The organism is Oceaniglobus trochenteri (genome assembly GCF_020529025.1).
Lineage (GTDB): Bacteria > Pseudomonadota > Alphaproteobacteria > Rhodobacterales > Rhodobacteraceae > Oceaniglobus > Oceaniglobus trochenteri.
Window position 1 is genome coordinate 353661 of sequence record NZ_JACNMM010000002.1, and the last position, 22778, is coordinate 376438.

Annotated in this window: 23 protein-coding genes; 10 read left to right on the forward strand and 13 right to left on the reverse strand. The window is 67.5% G+C overall.

The features are described from left to right. Positions 1–28 precede the first annotated feature (28 nt). On the reverse strand, positions 29–820 hold the full coding sequence (locus H7828_RS01930; protein WP_226779250.1) for a VOC family protein: 792 nt from the start codon (positions 818–820) through the stop codon (positions 29–31). 11 nt (positions 821–831) lie between these two features. Further along, positions 832–1188 carry a DUF1428 domain-containing protein gene (locus H7828_RS01935; RefSeq protein ID WP_226779251.1) on the reverse strand — a complete coding sequence of 119 codons (357 nt, stop codon included), beginning with the start codon at positions 1186–1188 and terminating at the stop codon, positions 832–834. 186 nt (positions 1189–1374) lie between these two features. Here H7828_RS01935 and H7828_RS01940 point away from each other — a divergent pair, with 186 nt between their 5' ends. Then, the gene (locus H7828_RS01940) at positions 1375–1818 is read left to right on the forward strand and encodes a MarR family winged helix-turn-helix transcriptional regulator (protein WP_226779744.1); all 444 of its coding nucleotides are present in this window, start codon (positions 1375–1377) and stop codon (positions 1816–1818) included. A 1-nt stretch (position 1819) separates the two neighbouring features. On the opposite strand, the gene H7828_RS01945 is transcribed toward H7828_RS01940, so the two are convergent. The 3 genes from H7828_RS01945 to H7828_RS01955 all read right to left on the reverse strand — a co-directional run bounded on the left by H7828_RS01945 (position 1820) and on the right by H7828_RS01955 (position 3691). Beyond that, positions 1820–2392, reverse strand: a complete 573-nt coding sequence (locus H7828_RS01945) for a YdeI/OmpD-associated family protein (protein WP_226779252.1) — start codon at positions 2390–2392, stop codon at positions 1820–1822. A gap of 49 nt (positions 2393–2441) precedes the next feature. After that, positions 2442–2579: a hypothetical protein gene (locus H7828_RS01950; protein ID WP_226779253.1), complete on the reverse strand. Its 138-nt coding sequence runs from the start codon at positions 2577–2579 to the stop codon at positions 2442–2444. Between the two features lie 179 nt (positions 2580–2758). Beyond that, positions 2759–3691 (reverse strand): sugar kinase, encoded by a 933-nt coding sequence (locus H7828_RS01955; RefSeq protein ID WP_226779254.1) that lies wholly within the window; start codon positions 3689–3691, stop codon positions 2759–2761. A gap of 156 nt (positions 3692–3847) precedes the next feature. On the opposite strand from H7828_RS01955, the gene H7828_RS01960 reads away from it, so the two are divergent. The 3 genes from H7828_RS01960 to H7828_RS01970 are packed head-to-tail and all read left to right on the forward strand — an operon-like array spanning position 3848 to position 6062. Beyond that, positions 3848–4552 carry an ABC transporter permease gene (locus H7828_RS01960; RefSeq protein ID WP_226779255.1) on the forward strand — a complete coding sequence of 235 codons (705 nt, stop codon included), beginning with the start codon at positions 3848–3850 and terminating at the stop codon, positions 4550–4552. Beyond that, positions 4546–5259 carry an ABC transporter ATP-binding protein gene (locus H7828_RS01965; RefSeq protein ID WP_226779256.1) on the forward strand — a complete coding sequence of 238 codons (714 nt, stop codon included), beginning with the start codon at positions 4546–4548 and terminating at the stop codon, positions 5257–5259. Before H7828_RS01960 ends, H7828_RS01965 begins: the two co-directional genes overlap by 7 nt. Next, complete coding sequence (locus tag H7828_RS01970; protein ID WP_226779257.1) at positions 5256–6062, forward strand: ABC transporter substrate-binding protein; 807 nt, start codon at positions 5256–5258, stop codon at positions 6060–6062. Before H7828_RS01965 ends, H7828_RS01970 begins: the two co-directional genes overlap by 4 nt. Before the next feature lie 224 nt (positions 6063–6286). Here the strand turns inward: H7828_RS01970 and H7828_RS01975 are convergent, their stop codons facing one another. Genes H7828_RS01975 through H7828_RS01990 form a run of 4 tightly spaced genes read right to left on the reverse strand, consistent with a single transcriptional unit; the run spans position 6287 to position 8714 of the window. Further along, entirely contained in the window at positions 6287–6769 is a 483-nt protein-coding gene (locus H7828_RS01975) for a DUF6505 family protein (RefSeq protein ID WP_226779258.1), read from the reverse strand. After that, a complete protein-coding gene (locus H7828_RS01980; protein WP_226779259.1) occupies positions 6766–7455 on the reverse strand; it encodes a DUF4444 domain-containing protein in 690 nt (229 codons plus the stop codon). The genes H7828_RS01975 and H7828_RS01980 overlap by 4 nt, the downstream gene beginning before the upstream one ends. After that, positions 7456–8517, reverse strand: coding sequence for an Mrp/NBP35 family ATP-binding protein (locus H7828_RS01985; protein ID WP_226779745.1), 1062 nt, complete (start codon positions 8515–8517; stop codon positions 7456–7458). Positions 8518–8519: 2 nt separating this feature from the next. Further along, entirely contained in the window at positions 8520–8714 is a 195-nt protein-coding gene (locus tag H7828_RS01990) for a DUF6494 family protein (protein ID WP_226779260.1), read from the reverse strand. Positions 8715–8791: 77 nt separating this feature from the next. Between H7828_RS01990 and H7828_RS01995 the strand changes: the two genes are divergently transcribed. Together H7828_RS01995 and H7828_RS02000 are read left to right on the forward strand one after the other, a co-directional pair. Continuing rightward, positions 8792–9517, forward strand: a complete 726-nt coding sequence (locus H7828_RS01995; protein WP_226779261.1) for a hypothetical protein — start codon at positions 8792–8794, stop codon at positions 9515–9517. Between the two features lie 69 nt (positions 9518–9586). Continuing rightward, on the forward strand, positions 9587–10876 hold the full coding sequence (locus H7828_RS02000) for an O-acetylhomoserine aminocarboxypropyltransferase/cysteine synthase family protein (RefSeq protein ID WP_226779262.1): 1290 nt from the start codon (positions 9587–9589) through the stop codon (positions 10874–10876). 41 nt (positions 10877–10917) lie between these two features. On the opposite strand, the gene H7828_RS02005 is transcribed toward H7828_RS02000, so the two are convergent. Next, complete coding sequence (locus tag H7828_RS02005) at positions 10918–11619, reverse strand: SIMPL domain-containing protein (protein ID WP_226779263.1); 702 nt, start codon at positions 11617–11619, stop codon at positions 10918–10920. 160 nt (positions 11620–11779) lie between these two features. Between H7828_RS02005 and H7828_RS02010 the strand changes: the two genes are divergently transcribed. Continuing rightward, a complete protein-coding gene (locus H7828_RS02010; protein WP_226779264.1) occupies positions 11780–14920 on the forward strand; it encodes a hypothetical protein in 3141 nt (1046 codons plus the stop codon). Between the two features lie 12 nt (positions 14921–14932). Here the strand turns inward: H7828_RS02010 and hppD are convergent, their stop codons facing one another. Further along, entirely contained in the window at positions 14933–16033 is a 1101-nt protein-coding gene (gene hppD / locus H7828_RS02015; protein WP_226779265.1) for a 4-hydroxyphenylpyruvate dioxygenase, read from the reverse strand. A gap of 135 nt (positions 16034–16168) precedes the next feature. On the opposite strand from hppD, the gene H7828_RS02020 reads away from it, so the two are divergent. Then, on the forward strand, positions 16169–16630 hold the full coding sequence (locus H7828_RS02020; protein WP_226779266.1) for an Lrp/AsnC family transcriptional regulator: 462 nt from the start codon (positions 16169–16171) through the stop codon (positions 16628–16630). Positions 16631–16655: 25 nt separating this feature from the next. Next, on the forward strand, positions 16656–18668 hold the full coding sequence (locus H7828_RS02025; protein ID WP_226779267.1) for a cation:proton antiporter domain-containing protein: 2013 nt from the start codon (positions 16656–16658) through the stop codon (positions 18666–18668). Between the two features lie 42 nt (positions 18669–18710). Here H7828_RS02025 and cobT read toward each other — a convergent pair whose 3' ends face one another. Next, positions 18711–19730: a nicotinate-nucleotide--dimethylbenzimidazole phosphoribosyltransferase gene (cobT, locus tag H7828_RS02030; protein WP_226779268.1), complete on the reverse strand. Its 1020-nt coding sequence runs from the start codon at positions 19728–19730 to the stop codon at positions 18711–18713. An 80-nt stretch (positions 19731–19810) separates the two neighbouring features. Between cobT and H7828_RS02035 the strand changes: the two genes are divergently transcribed. Then, entirely contained in the window at positions 19811–20578 is a 768-nt protein-coding gene (locus H7828_RS02035; RefSeq protein ID WP_226779269.1) for an adenosylcobinamide-GDP ribazoletransferase, read from the forward strand. A gap of 85 nt (positions 20579–20663) precedes the next feature. Here H7828_RS02035 and H7828_RS02040 read toward each other — a convergent pair whose 3' ends face one another. Beyond that, the gene (locus tag H7828_RS02040) at positions 20664–22610 is read right to left on the reverse strand and encodes a 4Fe-4S binding protein (protein WP_226779270.1); all 1947 of its coding nucleotides are present in this window, start codon (positions 22608–22610) and stop codon (positions 20664–20666) included. Positions 22611–22778: the final 168 nt, after the last annotated feature.

The window sequence follows — 22778 nt, forward strand, 5'->3', positions numbered from 1 at the left end:
GGGGCGCACCGGTGGCGCGCCCCCGTGGTCATGCGGCCTTGACCGGGCGCTTGCCCGTGAACATGACCTTCGCGCCCTCGGGGTCGGTCACCTGGATCAGCCAGTCGCCCTCATCCCCCGGCAATTCCATCGGGCCATTGGTGACCGTGCCACCGCCCGCTTCGACGGCCGCCTTCGCCTTGTCGATATCGGCCACCGTGAAGGCAAAGTTCCAGAACGGCGGGGTGCCGGGTGCCGGGGCGTTCATCATCGCGCCGTACATTTCGACATCGCCCTTGCCGAAGAAGGTGTAATCGCCCATCTCGCCCATGGGCATGGCACCGGTCTTTTCCCAGCCGAACAACTGACCGTAAAAGTCCAGCGCCGCGCCCTGGTCCGAGGTGACAAGTTCGTTCCAGCCGCAATGCCCGGGCTTGAGGATATGGAACGCCGTGCTGGGCGCGTCGCTGTTGCCGCGCATCAGGTAGAACCGGGCGCCCTGGGGGTCGGCGACAAAGGCGAAGCGGCCGACGCCGGGAATGTCCTGGGGCTCCATGTCGACACGCCCGCCAAGGGCGCGCAGCTTTTCGGCCGAGGCATCCACGTCCGCGACCCCGAAATAGACCGCCCAGAGCGGCACGAAGGGCGCCTGCGCGGGGGCCTTCATGACACCGCCCACGCCCTCTCCGCCCTGGGTGGTGAACACGCGATAGTCGCGCTCCATCCCGCCGGCGGACTTGTCGAACGACCACCCCATGACGGCGCCGTAGAAATCCTGCGCCGGGTCGGGCGCATGGGTCATCAGTTCGTACCAGATCGGGGTGCCTTCCTGGTTGGTCATCGGTCTTCTCCCTATCGTCCCATTTCGAAAATCGGGGCAAAGCCGCCGAAGATCATGCGTTTCATATCGAAAGGCACATCGGCGGGTGGCGTCATGTTCTCGTCGGATTGCATCTTCCGCTCGGCCGCATCGGCGGTCGCACGGTCGGGCCAGACGATCCACGAAAAGACGACGGTTTCACCTTCTTTCGCCTGCACCGCGCGCCGGAAATCGGTCAGTTCGCCGTCGCGGACATCCTCGCCCCAGGCCTCCATGATCTCGGTCGCGCCATAGCCCCGGAACATCTCGGCCGCCTCCTCGGCCATCTTCCGGTAATCTTCCTTGCGGTCGGTGGGGACCGCTACGAGGAACCCGCTGACATAGCTCATCCATCTTCTCCCTTGGTTGCGTGCTGTCGTCCTGTCCTTCCGACGGCCCTGCCCCGCCGCCTGCGCGGGGCCAGGTGCCGGCCTGCGCCATCTCATGCGGGCGCCGTCGATTCTCTTGACAGTTATGTTGATATCAACGTAAAAGAACCCGTGTCAACGAATTCCCCAAAACACGCCACCATCGGCATGACCTTGCAGGTCCGCGATACCTGCCTTTGCCTGCATTCACAGCGGGCCGCGCGGGCGGTTGCGCGCCGATTCGACACGGCGCTGGCACCTCTGGGGCTGAAGAACGGTCAGTTTTCCCTGCTGATGTCGCTGAACCGCCCTGCCCCGGCGCCCACCGTCGGATCGGTCGCGCGGCTTCTGGCCATGGACCGCACGACGCTGACGGCAAACCTGAAACCGCTGGAACGGCGCGGGCTGATCACGGTCGCCCCCGACGAGAAAGACCGCCGCGCCCGGCGGCTGAGCCTGACAGCGAAGGGTCTGGCCCTGTTGGAGCAGGCCGTGCCGATCTGGATCGCAACCCATGGCGCCATCGAACAGGCCCTGTCCTTCGATGCCGATGCCCTGCGCGATCAGTTGAACACCCTCGCCCAGGTGGCCGCAGCGTCAGACGGCGGCTGACCTAACGATCGGCCAGGCCCTTGCCCGCCATGATCTTCGCACGGCTCTTCTCGATGCGCGATCGCCGTGTCGCCGCCTGCTTGGCTTGCGAGACATGCAGAACGTAACCGCGCTTGCGACCGGGGGTCAGGGCCTGAAAGGCGCGGGCCAGCCCGGCGTCCGCGTCCAGCGCCGCCTGCAATTCCTCGGGATAGGTCAGATCGTGTTTCGCATCGAACACCACCTCCAACCCGTCCTGTTCGGCCTTCAGGGCACGCCGGAGAAACCCAGTGATCAGAGCGGCCCCTTCGTCGATCTCGTGAAGGCTGCGAAACCGCAACTGGCGCATGGCCTGCGAATTCTCTCCCGGTGCCACCAGATGGCCCGACGGATCATCCAGCAATGCGCCCTTGAAGAAGCCCAGCGCGCAATAGTCCTTCATCCCGTAGATGATGACGACATTGGCCCCCTTCCAGGAATAGCAAAGCTTGCCCCACTTCACGGTTTCATCCAGCCCGTGCTCAAGGATCAGCGCGCGAAAGGCATTGCGCTCTTCGTGCCAGTTGTCCTGTTCCAGCAGAGTGTCGACATCCATGACCATGCCTTTCCCGTTCATCGCCGCAAAGTCAGGTCACATCCGATCATCATTCCCTGCCGGTTTCACGGCCCGACATCCTGCCCCGATCTGCCTCGCGACGGCCCGTCGCCTTGCCCCGAAAATAGGCGAGGCCGACAAAGGCAAACCCGATCGCCATGCCGGCAAACATGCTTGTCAGATCCATGGCTCTTCCTCCCTTCATCGAACCAACAGGCGCCCGGGTCAGTGGTTCCGAAGAAGGCCAACGCCCTGCATCAACACTCCATCCCCAATGCGCCGGCCAGATCGCGGGCCGCACCCGCCGCCCCTCATTCTTGCCGAAAATACTCCCGCCGGAGGCACGCCGCATCGCGGCGTTCCCCTTCAACCCCCGTCGCGTGGCAGGATCGCGCCGCGATGGCCGATCACTTCGACCGCCTGGTCGTGCCCTGCCTGCATGGCCTGGGCCAGGGAGGCGCCGCTCAGGTGGCTGGCCAGGAAGGCCCCGACAAAACTGTCCCCTGCCGCGGTGCTGTCCACCACCTTCTCGGCCCGCCGGAAGGGGCCGGGTTCCCCGTCATTGCGCGACAGGGCCACCGGGCCATCGCCACCGCATTTCAGCGCCCCCACGGCGGGGCCATACCCGGCGAAGCGCGCGATCACCGCCGTCCGGTCGGCATCGCCGAAAAGGTCCATCTCGTCATCCACCGAAGGCAGCGCGATATCGCAGATGCCCCAGGCCCGCCCGACCCAGTGCTGCGCCGTCGCGCGATCCTGCCAGAGGCGCGGACGATAGTTGCTGTCAAAGGCAAACCGCCCGCCCCTTTCGCGGAAATCCGCGATCCAGTCCAGCAGACCGGCCCGGGCCGCCTCGGGCAGGATCGCCAGGGTGATGGCCGAAAGGTACACAACGTCGAACCCCGCAAGGCTGTCGAAGGCCATGCCGCCCTTGGCATCGAACATGGTGCGCGCCGCCGCGCTTTCGCGCCAATAGGCGAACGACCGTTCGCCCGCTGCATCGACGCTGATCGCATAGATCCCGGGGAGCTTTTCGGGGTGACGCAGGATGTGGCCGGTGTCCACGCCTTCGGATTCGATGAAGGCCACCATCCGGTCGGAAAAATCATCCCGCCCCACCGCCGACACGAAAGACACCTTGTGCCCCGCGCCCAGGTTGCGCCGCAGGTAGATCGCGGTGTTCAGGGTGTCACCGGCGAATTTCACGACCATCTGGTCGGGCATGTCTGACTGGGACAGTTCGATCATCGCCTCACCGATGCAGGCGACGGACAGGGGCGTGGCGGGGGTGCTCGACATGGGGCGGTCTCCGGGTTTCGCGATGGCAGTCTCCTATCCTACCCGCCCCGGCGGGCCAAGGGGCCGGTCAATGCCCGTCACCGCAACCCCCACGGCGTTGACACCCCTCCGCAGGCTGGCCACAGTCCCCCGGACCAAGGCAGAAAAGCGGCTTGCATGAACGACATCTTCGAAGGACTGGCCGCCGCCCTGGGCCTGATCGTGGCGCTCGATCCCGACCTGATCGAAATCAGCGCCCGCTCGCTCCAGGTCTCGCTGACCGCACTGGTGATCGCCTGCGCCCTGGCCATTCCGCTGGGCACCTGGCTGGCGGTGCAACGCTTCCGCCACCGGCGCACGGTGATCGCGGTTCTGAACGCGCTGATGGGCCTGCCGCCCGTGGTTGTCGGGCTGATCGTCTATATCCTGCTGTCGCGCTCGGGGCCCTTCGGCGTGCTGGGGCTCCTGTTCACGCCCACCGCCATGGCGATTGCCCAGGTCATCATCATCACGCCGCTGATCGCCTCGATCACCCATCAGGCCATGCGCGACCTCTGGGCCGATTACCACGACCTGCTGATCTCGCTGAACACCACCAAATGGCAACGGGTCCGCACCCTGATCGTGGATGGAAGGCGCAACCTGCTGACCGCCGCGCTGGCCGGGTTCGGCCGCGCCATCGGCGAGGTGGGCGCCATCATGATCGTCGGCGGCAACATCGACCATGCGACCCGCGTCCTGACCACGGCCATCGCGCTGGAAACCGGCAAGGGAGACTTCGCCCTGGCGCTTGGCCTCGGGTTCGTGCTGATCGCCCTGGCGCTGCTGGTCAATATCGCCATCCATGCCCTGTCGCGCACCGAGAGCGAAGGCCGATGGTAGGCCTCCTGCCCCTCACCCTCACCGCCGCCACGGTGCGCCGGCGCGGCAAGCGCCTGCTGGGTCCGCTGGACCTGACGCTTGACCAAGGCGGGCTGACCGTGATCATCGGGCCCAACGGATCGGGCAAGACCACCCTTTTGCGGGTCATGCACGGAATCGAACGCCTCTCCTCGGGCACCGCGCAATGGTCGCTCCCCCCGGCCGAGGCACGGCAGCAGCAGGCCTATGTGTTCCAGTCCCCCACGATGCTGCGCCGCAGCGTGCTGCAGAACCTGCGCTATCCGCTCGATCTGCTGGGCCACCCCCGCGCCGAGGCCAGCGCCCGCGCCGCCGACTGGGCCGACAGGATCGGCCTCGGCCAGGCGCTCGACCGTCCGGCAACCCGCCTCTCGGGGGGCGAGCGTCAGAAGCTCGCCCTCGCACGCGCCCTGATCCGCGAACCCCAGGTGCTGTTCCTCGACGAACCCTGCGCCAACCTCGACGGGCGCGCCACCCGCGACATCGAAACCCTGCTGCTGGCCGTGCGCGCCACCGGCACCCGCATCGTCATGGCGACACACGACATGGGCCAGGCCCGTCGCCTGGCCGACGACGGGGTTTTCCTGCGCGGCGGCATGGTCCATGATTCCAACCGGGCACCATCGTTCTTCGATGCCCCGAAAACGCCAGAACTGGCTTCGTTCCTGAAGGGAGACATCGTCGAATGATCCGCCACATCCTGCCCCTCGCAATTGCCGGCCTCGTCGCGACCTCGGCCATGGCCGACACCATGAAACTGGCCGTCACCACCTCGTTCGAAAACTCCGGCCTCGCCGATGTCCTGCTGCCCGCCATCAAGGCCGACACCGACATCGAGGTGCAGCTTCTGGTGGTCGGCACCGGCCAGGCCATCCGCCTGGGCGAGGCGGGCGACGTCGACGCGATCCTCGTGCACTCAAAGGCCGCCGAGCAGAAGTTCGTCGAAGCCGGATACGGCACCCACCGGCGCGAGATCATGTACAACGATTTCATCCTTGTCGGCCCGTCAAGCGATCCCGCGGGGATCGCCGGGGCCGAAAAGGCGGCCGAGGCCATGGCCGACATCGCCGAATCCCAGGCCCCCTTCGTCAGCCGGGGCGACGACAGCGGCACCCACAAGGCCGAACTCACCCTCTGGAGCGCGGCCGGCCTGAAACCCGCAACCTTCGGCGACTGGTACAATGCCGTGGGCGCCGGTATGGGCGCCGCGCTCAACACCGCCGCCGGGCTGAACGCCTATATCATGGCCGACCGCGCCAGCTGGCTGAACTTCGGCAACAAGGCCGACCTCGCGCTGCTGTTCTCGGGCGATCCGATCCTGTTCAACCAATATGCCTTCCTGCCGGTGAACCCCGAAAAGCACCCCCATGTGCGCAACGATCTGGCAGTGCAGCTTGAAACCTGGCTGACGTCGGACAGCGCGAAGGGGCTGATCGACGGCTACACGATCAACGGCGAAACCCTCTTCGTCTTCAATGCCAAGCCGGAATAACCCCGGCGCGGGCCGAAAGGTCGGGATTTTGAGTATTTGAAGCAAGAAAGAACACCGGTCCGCACAAGGGGCCGGTGCCTGTCATCTTTGGTCCTGAAATATCCCCGCCGGAGGCTCCGGCCTCGCCAGGCCACCACGCGAAAGGTGAAGCGGCGCCCCCGCGTCACGCGCCCGCCGCCCGAAGGGCGAAAAACATCATGTGCGCCGCAAGGCGCGCCTTTCGGTCAGGTGTCGTCCAGGCTGCCGTGTATGGCGAATTGTTCCAGCCCGGCCTCGCGCGGCTCGATCATGCGGAAACTCTCGCGCACGCCGGCGTCGGTCAGTTCGCGCGCGACGGTCAGCAGGGTGTTGGGTGCGGCATCGGCGCAGAGGTCGGCCATATGCGCCAGTTCCGCCTCGGCCACCTCGCGCGCCGCCGCTTCGGAGGGGGCGCCGTAGATATCCACGAAATGCCGGGCAAGGCCCGCCAGCAGGGCCTCGTATTCGCCCTTTTCGATCGCAGTGACCGCGACAAAGCTGACCCGCCCGAAGGTTTCGCAGCCCAGCCAGCCGTTGGCGAAGGCCTGGCGGGCCTTGCCGGTCAGATCGCCCTCGGACCAGTTCGAAAACTCGAACCCCCCGGCGATGCACCATTCACCCGTGCGCGCCGGGCTGTGGAACACCCGGGTGTCGCTTTCGTCGAAGTGGATGGCACGGGCCAGTTTCATGGTGTCTCCTTCAAGAGCGTGGCAAGCGGCACAAGGTCGGTCCCGCCGTCGCGTTTCAGCAGCAGGCCAAAGTGTTCGTCCACGCCGAGAAAGACACCGCGCCGGCCTCCGACGATTGTATCGGCCCCGATCCCCTGGGCAAGCCCCGTCCATTCCCGCAACAGCGGCGCCGTCCCCTCGCTTTCCCAGGTGTCGAGCCAGACCAGCGTGTGGCGCAGCCAGGCCGAGAGCAGCGTGGCCGGGTCGATCCCGCCGCAGCCCTCTTCGGCCAGGCTGGTGATGTCGGGGGCGTGGCCGGTTTCCTGCTCGGGCGACCAGAGATCCAGCGTCAGCCCCACAACCAGCCAGTCGGGCACGGGCGCCCCGGCCCCCGCCGCCATGGACAATGCACCGCAAAGCCCGCCGTTCAGCCTGATCCCGCCGTTCCAATCCAGGTGCACCCCCACCTCGGGCGGGGCCAGGGCGCCCAGGGCGTTCTGGAAGCCGATCCCGCAGAGCGGCAGCATGACCACCGCACCCTCTAACGCCACCTCGGGGGCAAAGACCACCGCCGCGCGCAGCCGGTCGGGCGCGATGTCGTGCACCACCAGCCCCGCGTCACAGCCCGCCCGCGCCTCGGACACCGCGACCGCGAAGGGGTCGGCGCCCGCGCTGGCGAGGGGCGTGAACAGCGGCGGCAGGTCCACTCAGGCCTGCCCGCGCGCGATCAGGTCGCGCGCCACGCTGCGGAAGGCCTGGGCCTGGGGGCTGTCGGGGGCCGAAACGACGATGGGCGCGCCACCATCGCTGGCCTGACGGATCGACAGGTGCAGCGGGATTTCCGCCAGCAGCGGCACGCCCAGTTTCTCGGCCTCGGCCCTTACGCCGCCATGGCCGAAGACATGTTCCTCGTGTCCGCAGTTCGAACAGATATGGGTCGACATGTTTTCGATCATGCCGTGGATCGGCACGTTCAGCTGGTTGAACATGTCGATCCCCTTGCGGGCATCCAGAAGCGCCACGTCCTGCGGGGTCGACACGATGATGGCGCCCGAGACCTCGGCCTTCTGGGCCAGGGTCATCTGCACATCGCCCGTGCCCGGCGGCAGATCGACGATGAGAACGTCCAGCGCGCCCCATTGCACCTGCATCATCATCTGTTGCAGCGCCCCCATCAGCATCGGCCCGCGCCAGACCACCGCCTGCCCCTCGTTCGTCATCAAACCGATGCTCATCATCGTGACGCCGAAATTGCGCATCGGCAGGATGGTCTTGCCATCGGGGCTGGCGGGGCGGCCCGACACGCCCAGCATCCGCGGCTGGCTGGGGCCGTAGACATCGGCATCCAGCATCCCCACGCGCCGCCCCTCGGCGGCCAGGGCGCAGGCCAGGTTCGAGGCGACGGTGGATTTGCCCACCCCGCCCTTGCCGCTGGCGATGGCCAGGATGCGGTCGACCCCGGGAATGCGCGCCGGGCCGGTGGGCTTGGGCTTCACGCCAAGGTCAGGGGGCGGCTTGGGGGTGGAATGGGCCGTCAGCACGATCGAAACGCCCGTCACCCCCGGCAGGGCGCGGATCTGCGCCTGGGCCTGGTCCTTCAGCCGGGTATAGGCATCGGCATGGGCGGGGTTCACCTCGAGCACGAAGCGCACCGCACCGCCGTCGACGGTCAGCGCCTTGACGACGCCGGCCTCGGCCAGCGATGTGCCCGCCACCGGATCGTCGAGTGTTTTCAGAATGTTCAGGACATCGTCACGGGTCGCGGTCACGCTCACGCCTGCCCCGTGATCTTGCCGGTCACCGTGTGTTCAAGGTCAAGGCCATCGACGGTCAGCACGACCTTGGCTTCGAAGGTCTTGCCGGCGGTGTCGCCCGCTGCGCGCATCGCCTCTTCGATCTGCTGCTGCGAGGTGACGCCGACCTGTTTCAGGAACTTGCGCATGGACATGTTGAAATCGTCGCTCATCTCTTGCCCTTTCGTGGCGTTCTTGACGCTTCAAGGTGTCGGCCCCTAGGCTGTGACAGTCAAGGGGAGGTTGGCGGATGAAACAGTTGTGCGCCGTTCTGCTGGCGCTTCTCCCCCTCTGGGCCGTTGCGCAGGAGGGGCCGCTGCGCGTCTCGGCGCCCGAGGCGCTGATCGACAGCGGACTGTTGCAGCATATCCTGCCACGCTTTGCCCTGAAGCACGGGATGCGCGCGGTTGCCGTGACCGGGCCGGGCGATGCAACCTTCGGAGAGGAGGGCGCGGCGGTGTTCCACGGGCTGGGGCAGACCTGGCATTTCGCCCCCGGCCCCGGACCAGGCGGCGCGGCGCTGCTGGACTGGCTGCGCTCGGACATCGGGCGGCGCACGGTCGAGGGGTTCGCCCCCGATGGCACGGCCCCCTTCAGCGCCGAGATCGCCCCCGAAGAGGCCGCCGCCCCCACCCTGCCCCAGGGCGATCCGGTGGCGGGCGAACGGCTCGCCCTTGTCCATTGCGGGCGCTGCCACGTTGTGAACGCCAGCAACCGGATGAAGGGCATGGGCGCCACCCCCTCCTTTGCCATGCTGCGCACCCTGCCCGACTGGGAAAACCGCTTCGCGGGCTTTTATGCGTTGAACCCCCACCCCAGCTTCACGCAGGTTCAGGGCGTCACGCCGCCCTTCGACATCTCGCGTCCGTCGCCGATCATTCCGCTAACCGTGACGCTGGACGATATCGCGGCCATCACCGCCTATGCTGCCGGGATCGCCCCCGCGGATCTTGGCGCGCCGATCCGGTCGCGCTGACGCCACCGTTGCCTGACGTTGCGTGATCGCCTAAACGATGGGCAACGCAATTCCCCCAGGAGAGACAGGATGGCTGAGAACACCCACGGTTTCGAGACGTTGCAGATTCACGCCGGCGCAAAGCCCGATCCGGCCACCGGCGCGCGCAACACGCCGATCTACCAGACCACCGCCTATGCCTTCCGCGACGCCGATCACGCCGCCGCGCTGTTCAACCTGCAAGAGGTGGGTTTCATCTATTCCCGCCTGACCAACCCCACCGTGGCCGTGTTGCAGGAACGCATCGCAACGCTTGAGGGCGGTGTCGGCGCGGTCTGCTGTTCGTCGGGTCACGCGGCGCAGATCATGGCGCTGTTCCCGCTGATGGGGCCGGGCAAGAACGTTGTGGCCTCGACCCGTCTTTACGGCGGCACGGTCACGCAGTTTTCCCAGACCATCAAGCGTTTCGGCTGGTCGGCCACCTTCGTCGACTTCGACGATACCGAGGCCGTGAAGGCCGCCATCAACGATGACACCCGCGCCGTGTTCTGCGAATCCATCGCCAACCCGGGCGGCTATATCACCGATATCGACGCGATCAGCGCGATCACCAGGGCGGCAGGCGTGCCGCTGATCGTCGACAACACCAGCGCGACGCCCTATCTGTGCCGGCCCATCGAACATGGCGCCGACATCGTGGTGCATTCGGCCACCAAGTACCTGACCGGAAACGGCACCGTCACCGGCGGCTGCGTGGTGGATTCGGGCAAGTTCGACTGGTCCGCCAGCGACAAGTTCCCCTCGCTCAGCCAGCCCGAGCCCGCCTATCACGGCCTGAAGTTCCATGAAACCTTCGGCCCCATGGCATTCACCTTCCATGGCATCGCCATCGGGTTGCGCGACCTGGGGATGACGCTGAACCCGCAGGCGGCGCATTACACCCTGTGCGGCATCGAAACCCTGTCGCTGCGCATGGAGCGCCACGTCGAGAACGCGGTGAAGGTGGCCAAGTGGCTGGAAAACGACCTGCGCGTCGATTACGTCACCTATGCTGGGCTGGAAAGTTCGCCCTACTACGGGCGGATCGAAAAGATCTGCCCCAAGGGCGCCGGTGGCCTGTTCACCTTCGCGGTCAAGGGCGGATATGACGCCTGCGTCAAGCTGATCGACGCGATGGAGATCTTCAGCCACGTCGCCAACCTGGGCGACACCCGGTCGCTGATCATCCACCCCGCCAGCACCACCCACCGTCAGCTGAGCGAAGAGCAGCAGCGCGCCGCCAATGCCGCCCCCGAGGTCGTGCGCGTCTCCATCGGGATCGAGAATGTCGAAGACCTGATCGCCGATCTTGACCAGGCCCTGGCCAAGGCAACGGCCTGACGAAATGGTCGGGGCGCCCGATGCGGCGCCCCGTCCCCTGTTCAGTTTCCGATGGCGAAGACCATGGTCACGTTTGCCGTCACCTCGATTTCCCCGGCCGCAACCGGCATCGACCGCATACCGGCGCTTTCCATCATCGCCATGGGCTGCGGACGCCCCGAACCGGCCTCGGAAATCTCGATCACCTCGCCCAGCGTCACATCCGCCGCGCCCGCGAAAAGGGCGGCCTTGGCCATGGCGTCTTTCACCGCCGCCTGCCGCGCCTCGATCATCAGCGGCTCGGGGTCGGCCACCTCGAACGAGATGCCCGAAAGCCGGTTGCCGCCGCCCGATGTGACCTTGTCGATCAGCGCGCCCAGCCCGTCCAGGTCGGCGACCTTCACGTTCAGGTCGGACGAGGCGACATAGCCCACGATGACGGGCGCTTCGCGGCGCTCTTCGGTCTGTTCGTATTGCGGGCGCACCGACAGGGTGCTGGTCTGCACCGCCCTGGGTTCGATCCCCGCCGCGCTCAGCGCCTCCATCACCCCCGACATCTGGTCCGAGGCCAGCCCCAGCGCACCCGCGGCGGTTGCATCCGCCGCCTCGACCCCGAGGCTCAGCCGCGCCATGTCGGGAACGGCGGCAATCCGCCCCTCTCCCGAAACCGTGATCCGCGGCCCTTGTTCCTGCGCCGAGGCCGTGCCAGCAACGACCGCAAGAAGCAGCCCGCAAACCGCCAGCTTTACCTTGTTCCTATCCATGCCTGATCCCTTCAAAAGCGTGCCTTCATGGTTGGTTATCCTGTTATCAGGTAGGGGGAGGGGAAACCTCTTTTTGTTTTCCTCGGCGGAAAGCTGCTATAGAACATCGAAAAACGCGCAGAGGACTCCTGCGCGCGCCGCCAAATGGTAGAGCATTGATATGAAGCCGAACTTTATACTCGAATTGTCCCAGACGGGGATCTGCCTGCGCCAGCTGACCGGGGGCAAGACCCGGATCGTTGGTGAGGTGTCGCTGTCGGATTCCGAGTTCGACTCGAAGGTCGCTGCCCTGCGCAACGAGGTTGCCGAAAAGTCCGACGCCCCCATGGCGAGCGAGCTGCGCATCCCCAACTCGGAAATCCTGTTCACCACGATCGACGACCCCGAGTACGATGCCAAGACCACCAAGGGCAGCCAGGAGGCGCTGCGCGAAAAGGCCGTGCGCGACGCGCTTGAGGGGATGACGCCCTATGCCCTGCCCGACCTGAATTTCGTCTGGAAAGTCAAGGGAAAAGGCGAACTCTCGATTGCTGCCGTCGCGCGCGAAACCCTTGCCGAGGCCGAGGAATTTGCCGTCAGCCGCGGCTTCAACCCCGTCAGTTTCGCCGCCCGCCCTGGCAAGGCCAAGTTCCAGGGCACCGCCCAGTTCGGCCCGACCGAGCTACAGCGCAAACGCGCCGCCGCCGAGGAACGCGAAGCCGCCGAAGCCAAGGCGCAGGCCGAGCGCGAGGCCCGCCGGAAGGCCGACGAGGCGGCCAGGGCCAAGGCCGCGCAAGAGGCCGAAGCCAAGGCACAGGAAGCCGCCAGGGCCGCCGAAACGAAAGAGCCGCCAAAGGCAAAGGCTGCCGAGGACCAGAAGAAGCCCGCCGTTGATTCGGCCAAACCCGCCACGGCCGAGGCCCCGGCGCAGACCCCGGCCGCGAAAAAGCCCGGCCCCGACAGCGCGCCGCCGGCCAAACCCGCCCCGCCCGCCGCCCAGAAGGATGCAGCCCCCAAGGGCAAGGCCGATGGCGCCCCGGCGACGGCCCCGCCCGCCGAGGGGGCCCAGCGGCGGCTGAACCTCGACAAGGCCACCCCGCCCGCCAAGCCCGGCGCGGCGGATGCGAAACCGCAACCTGCGGCTGAACCCGCCGCCGAAAAACCTGCACCGAAGGACGCCAAGGCCGAAACCCCGCGCGTGGGGTTCTCGGGGCCCAGGATCAACGATCCGCTGCCGCCGCTGGATGACGACGGCATCATCGACGATGTTCCCGCGATGCCCGTCGCCTTCGCCACCCGGCGCAAGCAACAGGCCGAACTTCAGAAGAAGGCCCCGGGCAAACCCGCCCCCGGCCCCCTGACCCCCGGCGCCGCCGCCGAGCCTGACCCGAAGGAAAGCCGGTTTGGCCGGATCGCCGCGCGCTTTGCCGTCACCCCCGACGACAGCAACGGTGCCGTGCCCCCACCGCCGCCCCGGCGCGGTCCCGGCGCGGGCAAGCCCGGTGCCAACACGGTGCTGCGCGGTTCGGCCAAGAACGGTGCCGCGAAGCCTGCGGTCGGGCTGCCCGATTCCTCCGAGGCGGCGGCGACGCTGACCCCGACCACCGACGCCAACGGCCAGATGCTGACCGGACGCGACCGCGATGCCGTTTCGGCGCGCATGGCCTCGGGCCGCAAGCTGGACGAGGCCGAGGCGATGACCGTCTTCGGCGCCCGCGCGGCCAGTGAATCCCGGTCGTTCAGGCCGCTTCTCATTGCCATAGCCATCGCCTTGGTGCTGGCCATCGCCGTTTGGGCGGCCTTCCTGTTGATGGGGAACGACCGGATTTCGGATCAGGGCGAAGCCGCGCTGCCCGAAAACTCGAACGCCGTCCTGGCACCTGCGCCCCTGGAAAGCGAAGGCGAAACCGACACCGCCGCCCTTGCCCCGGCCGAAACCGCCCCCGAGGCCGAGCCGGCAGCCGAAACGCCCGCCGCCCCCTCCCCCAGCGCCGATACCGAAGTGTCCGACCTGGCAGGCGAAAGCGGCGCCGCCGAGCAGGGCAATGCCAATGCCGGCCAACCCAGCGCACCGGATTCGACCGTGGCGATCCTGGGCCCCCAGCCCCCCGTCGCCCCCGCACCCGAGGGGCTGCCGATCAGCCCGACAGCGCCCGATCCGATCTCGGAAGATCCGCTGCAACGCCCCCCCGCCCAGGGCGGTGACGAGAATATCGTGGGCCGCTACGCGACCACCGGCATCTGGATCGAATCTCCCAACCCGCCCGATGCGCCCGGCACCGACCGGGTCGACGATCTCTATGTCGCCTCGGCCGATCCGACGATCACCCTTGACGAGGCTGACACACTGGTGCGGCCCGGCGACACCACCTCGCCCACGCCACTGGCCCCGCAACTGCCCCCAGCGCCTCAGGGCGACGGGTTCGAACTGGACGATCGCGGGTTGGTGACGGCCACCCCCGATGGCACCTTGTCGCCCGATGGCATCCTGATCACCGCCGGCCCGCCGCCGCGCACGCCCCCCACCACGCCCGAACGGCCCGAGACCCTGGCGCCCGATCCGGCCACACAGCCCGATCTGCCGCGCATCCGCCCGCGCACGCGCCCCGATGACGCGACCGCCAGCGACGATCAGACAAACCTCGACAATGCCGCCGCCCAGGCCGTGCAAGAGGCCGGCGTGCAACCGCGCCCGCGCCCTGACACCGAAGAACCGCCGCGCGTCGCCGCCCTCGACGATACCCCCACGGCGCAGGATGACGCCGAGGCCGCCGCCGTGACGGTGGCCGGTGCCTCGACCGCGACGCCCGAGGCGCCCGTGGCCACCCAGCCGCCCCGCGCCCCCCCGGCCGACCTGATCGCCCTGCGCGCCGCACAGCCCGAACCCGAAGAAGAAGCCGAGCCCGAGGAACCCGTCAGCCCCTTCGCCGTCGCCCGCTCGCGCCTTCCGAAAACCAAGCCCGGAAATTTCGCACAACAGGTTGCCAGCGCCCGCGCAAAAGCCGCCGCCGCGCCGCAACAACAGGTCGTCACGCGCGTCGCAGCGCCTGCCGCCGTCACCACCCCCAGCATTCCGTCGCGCGCCTCGGTGGCCAAGCAGGCCACGGTGAAGAACGCCATCAACCTGGGCAAGGTGAACCTGATCGGTGTCTATGGAAGCTCGTCGAACCGTCGCGCTTTGGTGCGCCTGCCCTCGGGCAAGTTCGTCAAGGTCAAGGTGGGTGACAGGGTCGACGGCGGCCAGGTGGCCGCCATCGGGCAAAGCGATCTCAGCTATACCAAGAGCGGCCGCCGCGTCACCCTGTCGATGCCCAACGGCTGACCCCCTCCGCGATCAGGCCTCGTCGGCCTGAAGCACGCCGCGTTCGATCTGATCCTGTTCGATGCTTTCGAACAGCGCCTTGAAGTTCCCCTCGCCAAAGCCGTCGTCGCCCTTGCGCTGGATGAATTCAAAGAAGATCGGCCCGATCACCGTCTTGCTGAAAATCTGAAGCAGGATGCGCGTCTCACCGCCATCCACGACGCCTTCGCCGTCGATCAGGATGCCGTGCTTCATCATGCGATTCTTGGGTTCGTCATGCCCCGCGACCCGGTCATAGGACATGTCGTAATAGGTTTCCGGCGGCTTGGGCATGAACTTCACGCCCTTCCCGGCGATCTCGTCCACCGCGGCGTAGAGATCGCGCGCGCCCACGGCGATATGCTGGATGCCTTCGCCGTTGTAGCGTTTCAGGTATTCAACGATCTGCCCCGTCTCGCCCCGATCCTCGTTGATCGGAATGCGGATGCGTCCGCAGGGCGAGGTCAGCGCCCGCGAGAACAAGCCGGTGAACTTGCCCTGGATGTCGAAGAAGCGGATTTCCCGGAAGTTGAAGATCTTGCCATAGAAATCAAACCACTTGTCCATGTTGCCGCGATGGACGTTGTGGGTCAGGTGGTCGAGGTAATAGAACCCCACGCCCTCGGGGTGGGCCTTGCTCACCCAGTCGAACTCGGCGTTATAGGGGTTCTTGTCGTAATACTGATCGATGAAATAGATCAGCGATCCGCCAATGCCGACAATGGCGGGCACATCCATCGTCTTGCCGGGGCCGGTGTATTCCTCGGCGCCCCTGGCAACCGCATGGCGCAGGGCGGCGGCGGCATCCACCGCCCGCCAGGCCATCGAGGGCGCGCAGGGCCCGTGATCAGCCACGAAGCGGGCGGCGTGGCTTTCGGGGTCGGCGTTGATCACATAGGTGATATCGCCCTGCTGCCACAATTCGACGGGCTTTTCCTTGTGGGTCGCGGTATGGACATAGCCCATGCGCGCAAAGGCCTCGCGCAGCTTTTCCGGCTCGGCATGGGCGAATTCGACAAACTCGAACCCGTCGGTGCCTGCGGGGTTTTCCTCGGTGATCGTCGCCTTGGGGGCGTCGTGGGGGAACGGTCCCATGGTTGTCTCCTTCTGATCGCGGTTTGTTGAAGGATATCACGGCCCGTGGCGGCAATCTGCGCATTCACCCGCATGCTTTTCCTGTAAAATGCGCGAACGACGCGCTAGTCTGGGTGAAACCCGCACAGGTGACGCATGACCGCCCTTGACGAGACCGACTCGCGCCTTCTGGCCGCGCTTCAGAAAAACGCCCATCTGACCGCCCAGGAACTGGGCGAGATGCTGCACCTGTCGCCCTCCCAGGCGGGGCGGCGGCGCCAGCGGCTTGAGGCCGAGGGCTATATCGAACATTACACCGCCCGCCTTTGCGCCCAACGGCTTGGCCTGTCGATCCAGGCCTTCGTGCAGGTGGAAATGGCCAGCCACAACCCCGAACAGGCGCGCAGCCTGGCCGCGCTTCTGGCCACCCGCCCCGAAGTGATCAGCGCCTGGACCCTCACGGGCGAGGCGGATTACCTGCTGCGCGTCTTCTGCGCCGATCTTCCGGCCCTGAACGCCCTGCTGCACGACGTGCTGCTGCCCCATCCGGCGGTGGCGCGCGTGCGCAGCCAGATCGTGATGGACCAGCTCAAATCCGACGCCCCCCTGCCCACCTGACCCCTCGCAAGAAAAGGACGCCCCAATGGAAGCCTTCCTCTACCAGGCCACGATCTATCTCGGCGCGGCCGTCATCGCCGTTCCGCTGGCCGCGCGGCTGGGGCTTGGGTCGGTGCTTGGCTATCTTGCGGCCGGCATCATCATCGGGCCGGTGGTGGGCCTCGTGGGCAGCGAAACCGCCGACCTTCAGCATTTCGCCGAATTCGGCGTGGTGATGATGCTTTTCGTCATCGGGCTGGAGCTTGAGCCGAAGGCGCTTTGGGCGATGCGCCACCGGCTTCTGGGGCTGGGTGGCTTGCAGGTAACGGTGACCATGGCGCTGGTCGCAACGGGGGCGGTGATGCTGGTGGGCGTTCCGGTCAGCCAGGGCATCGCCATCGGCATGATCTTCGCCCTCTCCTCGACCGCCATCGTGTTGCAGACGCTTTCGGAAAAGGGGCTGATGCAGACATCGGGCGGGCGGTCGTCGTTCTCGGTGCTGCTGACCCAGGACATCGCGGTGATCCCGATGCTGGCCCTGCTGCCGCTTCTGGCCATCGGCGGGCTGAACGAGGGGCAGCATTTCGACGAACACGGCACCCTGCCCACCGAACAGCACGCCCCCACCAGCCACACCACACCCCACGGCGCCGCCGACCATGCTGGCAACAGCCAGGGCGACGCCCCCCTTGCAGAACAGGCCAGCGACACGACCGAGGCAATGACATCGGGCGCCCCCGACAAGGCCGCCGAGGCGGCGATGACCCTGGTGCAAAGCCTGCCGGGCTGGGGCATCACCCTTGTCACCGTGGCCGCGATCGCGCTGATCATCCTGGCGGGCGCCTATGGCACGCGGCCCCTGTTCCATTTCATCCACCGCGCCAACCTGCGCGAACTCTATGTCGCGCTGGCCCTTCTGATCGTGATCTCGATCGCCTTCGTGATGACGCTGGTGGGCCTGTCGCCCGCCCTTGGCACCTTCCTGGCCGGCGTGGTGCTGGCCAACTCGGAATTCCGCCACCAGCTTGAATCCGACATCGATCCGTTCAAGGGCCTTTTGCTGGGGCTGTTCTTCATCACCGTGGGCGCGGGCATCAACTTCAACACCTTCCTGGCCGCCCCCTTCACCCTGCTGGGGCTGACGCTGGCGGTCATGGCGGCCAAGGGGATCGTGCTTTACCTTCTGACGCTGATCTTCCGCATCAAGGGGCGCGACCGCTGGCTGTTCACCCTCGGGCTGGCGCAGGCCGGGGAATTCGGCTTCGTGCTCGTGTCCTTCGCGCTCAGCACCGATGTACTTCCGGCGGCCCTTGCCGAACGGCTGCTGCTGGTGGTGGCCCTGTCGATGCTGCTGACGCCGCTGTTCTTCATTCTCTACGAACAGCTTTCGGCGCGGATGACCGAAACCGCCGACACCCCCGAGGCCGATACCATCGACGACCAGCAGCCGATCATCATCGCGGGCATCGGTCGCTTTGGCCAGGTGGTGAACCGGATGATGCAGATGACCGGCTTTCGCACCACCGTCGTCGACAACAACCTGGAAACCATCCAGTTGATGCGCAAGTTCGGCTTCAAGGGCTTCTTCGGCGACCCCACCCGCCCCGAGCTTCTGCACGCCGCCGGGCTGAACAGCGCCCGGGTGCTTGTCGTCGCGCTGGACGATCCGAAGGCGGCGCTGAAACTGGTGCGCTATGCCCGCAAGGAAAGGCCCGACATCCATATCGTCGCCCGCGCCCATGACCGGGTGCATACCTACGAACTCTACGCCGCCGGGGCCGATGACATCGTGCGCGAACTCTTTGACAGCTCGCTGCGCGCGGGGCGCTACGTGCTCGAAAACATGGGGCTCAGCGATTACGAGGCGAAAGAGCTCGAGTACGAGTTCTTCAAGCTCGACCGCCATCATCTGCTGGAATTGGCCGAACTCTGGCAGCCGGGCGTCCCGCTCGACCGCAACCCCGCCTATGTCGCCCGCGCCCGCGACCTGAACAAGGAACTGGAAACCGCGCTTGTCCGCCGCGCCGACGAGGAAAAGCGCACCGGCACCGGGGATTGACCGGCGCCGGCTCTTTCTTGCTTAAAATACTCGAAATCCGCCCTATGCCCCGGCCACACCGGCCTCGGCAAAGGTGGCCATGTCCGAATGGCAGGCGATCGCGCCCTTCAGAACACCGATGGCCAGCGCCGCGCCCGACCCTTCGCCCAGCCGCAGGCCCAGCGACAGCAGCGGCGCCTTGTCCAGCCGCTCCAGCAGGCGGCCATGGGCACCCTCGGCCGAAAGATGCCCGGCGACGCAGTGATCCAGCGCCCCCTTGCGCGCCATCTCCAGCGGGGCCACGGCGGCACAGCAGATGAACCCGTCCAGAATCACCGGAATGCGCAGCACGCGCGCCCGCAGCACCGCCCCCGCCATGGCCGCCATTTCGCGCCCGCCAAGGGCGGCCAGCACCGCCAGCGGATCGCCCCGCAGCGCGGAATGACGCGCGAGGCCTGCATCGACGACGGCGATCTTGGCCGCCAGCGCCGCCCCCGCCACGCCGGTGCCTGCCCCCGTCCAGGCCGCGCCGTCGCCACCGAACAGGCCGGCGGCCACGGCGGCCGCGGCGGTGGTGTTGCCGATGCCCATTTCCCCCACCACCAGAAGGTCGGCGCCCGGATCGACGGCCTCCCATCCGGCGCGCAGGGCCGCGACGCAGGCGGCCTCGTCCATGGCCGGGCCTTCGGTGAAATCGCCGGTGGGCCGGTCCAGGTCCAGCGCGTGGACATCCATGCGCGCGCCGAAACAGCGCGACAACTGGTTGATCGCCGCGCCCCCGGCCCTGAAGTTCGCCACCATCTGCACCGTCACCTCGGGCGGAAAGGCCGACACGCCCCGCGCCGCAACCCCGTGGTTGCCGGCAAAGACGATCACCTGTGGCGCCGCGATCACCGGGCGCGCGGTGCCGCGCCAGCCGCCGTACCAGATGGCCAGGTCCTCCAGCCGGCCCAGAGCGCCCGGCGGCTTGGTCAACTGGCTGTTGCGCTCGGTCGCGCCGTCCCGGGCCTCGGCATCGGGTCCGGGCAGCCCTGACAGGATGGTCCGGATGTCGTCGAAGGTCGCGAATGCGGTGTCGGTCATGTGGTCTGCCCCGTTGATCTGTGTCGTGGCCCTGTTTACCCCTTGGGCCGACAGGCGAAAGCCGCAAATGAGGTGATCCGATGACCCGCACCGACAAACCGCACCTGCGCGATCTCGCCGCGGCGCTCGGCCTGCTCAGCCGCCTGCCCCTGCGCATCGACACCGCCCATGCCACCGCCCGGGGGGCGCGGGCCGCCTGGGCCTGGCCGGTGGCGGGCGCGGTCATCGGCGCGCTGGCCGGGCTGGTGGGCGCGACGGCACTCGGGCTGGGGCTGCCGGTGGGGGTTGCCGCGGGGCTGGCGCTGGCGCTGGGGCCGGTGGTGACGGGCTGCATGCACGAGGACGGGCTGGCCGATGCCGCCGACGGCCTCTGGGGCGGGTGGGAGCGTGAACGCCGCCTCGCCATCATGAAGGACAGCAGCATCGGCACCTATGGCGTCGTGGCCCTGGTCCTGTCCCTTGGCCTGCGCTGGTCGGCGCTGACGGCGCTTTTCGCGGCCGGGCATACGGTGCTGGTGCTGGTGGGCGTCGCCGCCCTGTCGCGCCTGCCCATGGTGCTGATCGCGGCGGTGCTGCCCAATGCGCGGGCGGCGGGCCTTTCGGCCAGCGTCGGGCGGCCGGGCCAAGCGACCGCCCTGTTCGCAATCCTCGCCACCCTCGCCATCGCGCTGCCTGCCCTGGGCCTTGCCGCCCTGCCCGCCTTCGCGACCGTCGGCGCAACCGCCCTCGCCGCCGGGGCCATCGCCAGGGCCAAGATCGGCGGGCAGACCGGCGACATCCTGGGCGCCACCCAGCAGCTTTGCGAAATCGCGGCCCTTGCAACCCTCGCGGCCGTGCTCACCCCCTGACCCCATCTTTGGTCTGAAAATATCCTCGGGGGGGGCGGAAGGCCCCCCTCGGCTGTCAGGGACAGGCGGCGCCCCTCGCGGCGGCTCAGTGATCCTTGCGCTTTGAAAGATAGTCGTCGGTGGTGCGCACCTTGGGGCGCGGTGCGCCCGCAAATGGGTTGTCCTGGCTGTGATACTGGGCCTGGATGCGACAGTTGTCGCACATCTGGATCATCCGCGCCGCCGCCGGGTTGGCGAACATGCCATGCTTGCCCGCCAGCTTCTCGGTGATCTTCTCGACCGTCGATTTCACGCCAAACAGGGTGCCGCATTCCACGCAGGCGAAGGGTTCTTCCTCGTGCAGCACCACCTGAGCCAGGGCATCGTCGCCCAGGTTCAGGCGCGGTTGCAGGGTGATCGCATCCTCGGGGCAGATATTGGCGCAAAGCCCGCATTGCAGGCAGGCGTCTTCCTGGAACCGCAGTTGCGGCAGGTCGGGGTTGTCGCCCAATGCCCCCGAGGGACAGAGCGAGACGCAGGACAGGCACAGGGTGCAGGCATCGGTATCCACCAGCACGGCCCCATAGGGGGCGCCCCGGGGCAGATCCAGCACGGCATTGCCGTTCAGCGCCTTGCCCCCAAGGCGCGCCACCTGGCGGCGGCTGCCCATGGGCAGGGCCGGCGCGGCGACCGGCGCCGGCCCTTCGGCGGTGAATAGGTGATCGGACAGCGCCTCGGGGTCGGTCATGTCGATCAGGGCCACCCGCCCCGGCGCAATCGCAGCACTCAGCGCCAGTTCGCGGGCGGGCGCCTCGCGTTCGGTCTTCGGCGTCAGCAGGATGTCGACACCGGCAAAGCCCGCCGCAAGGGCCGCAAGGGTTTCGGCATGGCCGAACCCCTCCAGCGTATCGACGGCCAGCGGGATCACATCGTGCGGAAGGCCCCGGCCATGCCGGGCCGCCAGGGCAATCATCTCGCCCCCGTGGTCGGGGTCATGGACCAGAAGACGCGGCGCTGTGCCGCCCGCCTTGCGGAAGGTCTCGGCCAGGGTGGCGATACGGCGCATCAGCGCATCGACCGGCGGCGCGTCATAGCTGATCGCCCCCGAGGGGCAAAGCGCACTGCAGGCTCCGCATCCGGCACAGACCATCGGATCGACCATGACGTGATCGCCGTCGGGCAGGATCGCCCCGGTCGGGCAGATATCAAGGCAATTGGTACAGGCCACCTGGCCAGCCCGCGAATGGGCGCAGAGAGATGGTTCCACCCGCACGTAAAGCGGCTTTTCGAAGGTGCCCACCATCTGAGACGCCGCCAGAACCGCTGCGGCCACGCCCGCCGGGTGGCCCGGGTCGGCCCGCAGGTATCCGTCACGCTTGGCAGGTGCCGGAAACAGCGGCGTTCCGCCCGTCAGGTCCAGGATGATGTCGCAGTCCGATCTTGCGCCGTCGCGCGGCGGGGTCAGGCCCGCCGCACCGCGCCCCCCGGGCACCACCTGTTGCAGTGCGTCGATCCGCACCTCGAACTGCCCCAGCGTTCCGCCTGCCCGCACCAGCCGCCCGGCCACCACGTCAAAGCCCGCTTCGTGTTCGACCGCTTCGGCATCCTCCAGCAGGATGGTCACCGCCAGGATATCCTGCAGGTCACGGGCGGCCTTGAGGGCGACCGCGGCTTCGCCGACGATCAGGCAGGTTCCCTCGGACACCACGTCGACATTGCGCGCGGCGGGTTGCGGCAGATGCCCCTCGGCCAGCAGCGCCGCCATTTTCGGCGTCGCATCATTGCCATCGCCCCAACCGGCGCGGTCGCGGATGTCGATGCACAGGGGCGGTTCCACGCCCAGTTCGTCAGCCAGTTCACCGAACCGCGCCGCCTCCTGCCCGCAGGCGATGGTGACGGGGCCGTCCTGCATCGCCTCGGCGGCCAGCGCGATCTGATCGGTGCAAAGCGCGCTGTGCAGCCGCGAACAGGCCCGCCCGGTGGCGCGGGCAAGGTCTTCGCCCTTCACGGTCTGGGTGCCAAGGCAGTCGCAGATCAGGATCTTGCCGGTCATCGAAATCCCCCCTTCAGATGATGCGCATTTGGTCAGGAAACCCGGGCCGGGTAAACCGCAATCGCCGGAAGCCACCCCCAACCGGTGGGGGCTGTCAAATCAATTGCAGCCGAAGTTTGCGAAAATTCCACTTTGTCCGTGCCCATTTATGTTGCAGGATCAGGCTGT

Bases quoted from the DNA above. Each gene is read 5' to 3' on its own strand.
- H7828_RS01930 (WP_226779250.1), bottom strand. From the start codon at position 820: ATGACCAACCAGGAAGGCACCCCGATCTGGTACGAACTGATGACCCAT.
- H7828_RS01935 (WP_226779251.1), bottom strand. From the start codon at position 1,188: ATGAGCTATGTCAGCGGGTTCCTCGTAGCGGTCCCCACCGACCGCAAG.
- H7828_RS01940 (WP_226779744.1), top strand. From the start codon at position 1,375: ATGACCTTGCAGGTCCGCGATACCTGCCTTTGCCTGCATTCACAGCGG.
- H7828_RS01945 (WP_226779252.1), bottom strand. From the start codon at position 2,392: ATGGATGTCGACACTCTGCTGGAACAGGACAACTGGCACGAAGAGCGC.
- H7828_RS01950 (WP_226779253.1), bottom strand. From the start codon at position 2,579: ATGGATCTGACAAGCATGTTTGCCGGCATGGCGATCGGGTTTGCCTTT.
- H7828_RS01955 (WP_226779254.1), bottom strand. From the start codon at position 3,691: ATGTCGAGCACCCCCGCCACGCCCCTGTCCGTCGCCTGCATCGGTGAG.
- H7828_RS01960 (WP_226779255.1), top strand. From the start codon at position 3,848: ATGAACGACATCTTCGAAGGACTGGCCGCCGCCCTGGGCCTGATCGTG.
- H7828_RS01965 (WP_226779256.1), top strand. From the start codon at position 4,546: ATGGTAGGCCTCCTGCCCCTCACCCTCACCGCCGCCACGGTGCGCCGG.
- H7828_RS01970 (WP_226779257.1), top strand. From the start codon at position 5,256: ATGATCCGCCACATCCTGCCCCTCGCAATTGCCGGCCTCGTCGCGACC.
- H7828_RS01975 (WP_226779258.1), bottom strand. From the start codon at position 6,769: ATGAAACTGGCCCGTGCCATCCACTTCGACGAAAGCGACACCCGGGTG.
- H7828_RS01990 (WP_226779260.1), bottom strand. From the start codon at position 8,714: ATGAGCGACGATTTCAACATGTCCATGCGCAAGTTCCTGAAACAGGTC.
- H7828_RS01995 (WP_226779261.1), top strand. From the start codon at position 8,792: ATGAAACAGTTGTGCGCCGTTCTGCTGGCGCTTCTCCCCCTCTGGGCC.
- H7828_RS02000 (WP_226779262.1), top strand. From the start codon at position 9,587: ATGGCTGAGAACACCCACGGTTTCGAGACGTTGCAGATTCACGCCGGC.
- H7828_RS02005 (WP_226779263.1), bottom strand. From the start codon at position 11,619: ATGGATAGGAACAAGGTAAAGCTGGCGGTTTGCGGGCTGCTTCTTGCG.
- H7828_RS02010 (WP_226779264.1), top strand. From the start codon at position 11,780: ATGAAGCCGAACTTTATACTCGAATTGTCCCAGACGGGGATCTGCCTG.
- hppD (WP_226779265.1), bottom strand. From the start codon at position 16,033: ATGGGACCGTTCCCCCACGACGCCCCCAAGGCGACGATCACCGAGGAA.
- H7828_RS02020 (WP_226779266.1), top strand. From the start codon at position 16,169: ATGACCGCCCTTGACGAGACCGACTCGCGCCTTCTGGCCGCGCTTCAG.
- H7828_RS02025 (WP_226779267.1), top strand. From the start codon at position 16,656: ATGGAAGCCTTCCTCTACCAGGCCACGATCTATCTCGGCGCGGCCGTC.
- cobT (WP_226779268.1), bottom strand. From the start codon at position 19,730: ATGACCGACACCGCATTCGCGACCTTCGACGACATCCGGACCATCCTG.
- H7828_RS02035 (WP_226779269.1), top strand. From the start codon at position 19,811: ATGACCCGCACCGACAAACCGCACCTGCGCGATCTCGCCGCGGCGCTC.
- H7828_RS02040 (WP_226779270.1), bottom strand. From the start codon at position 22,610: ATGACCGGCAAGATCCTGATCTGCGACTGCCTTGGCACCCAGACCGTG.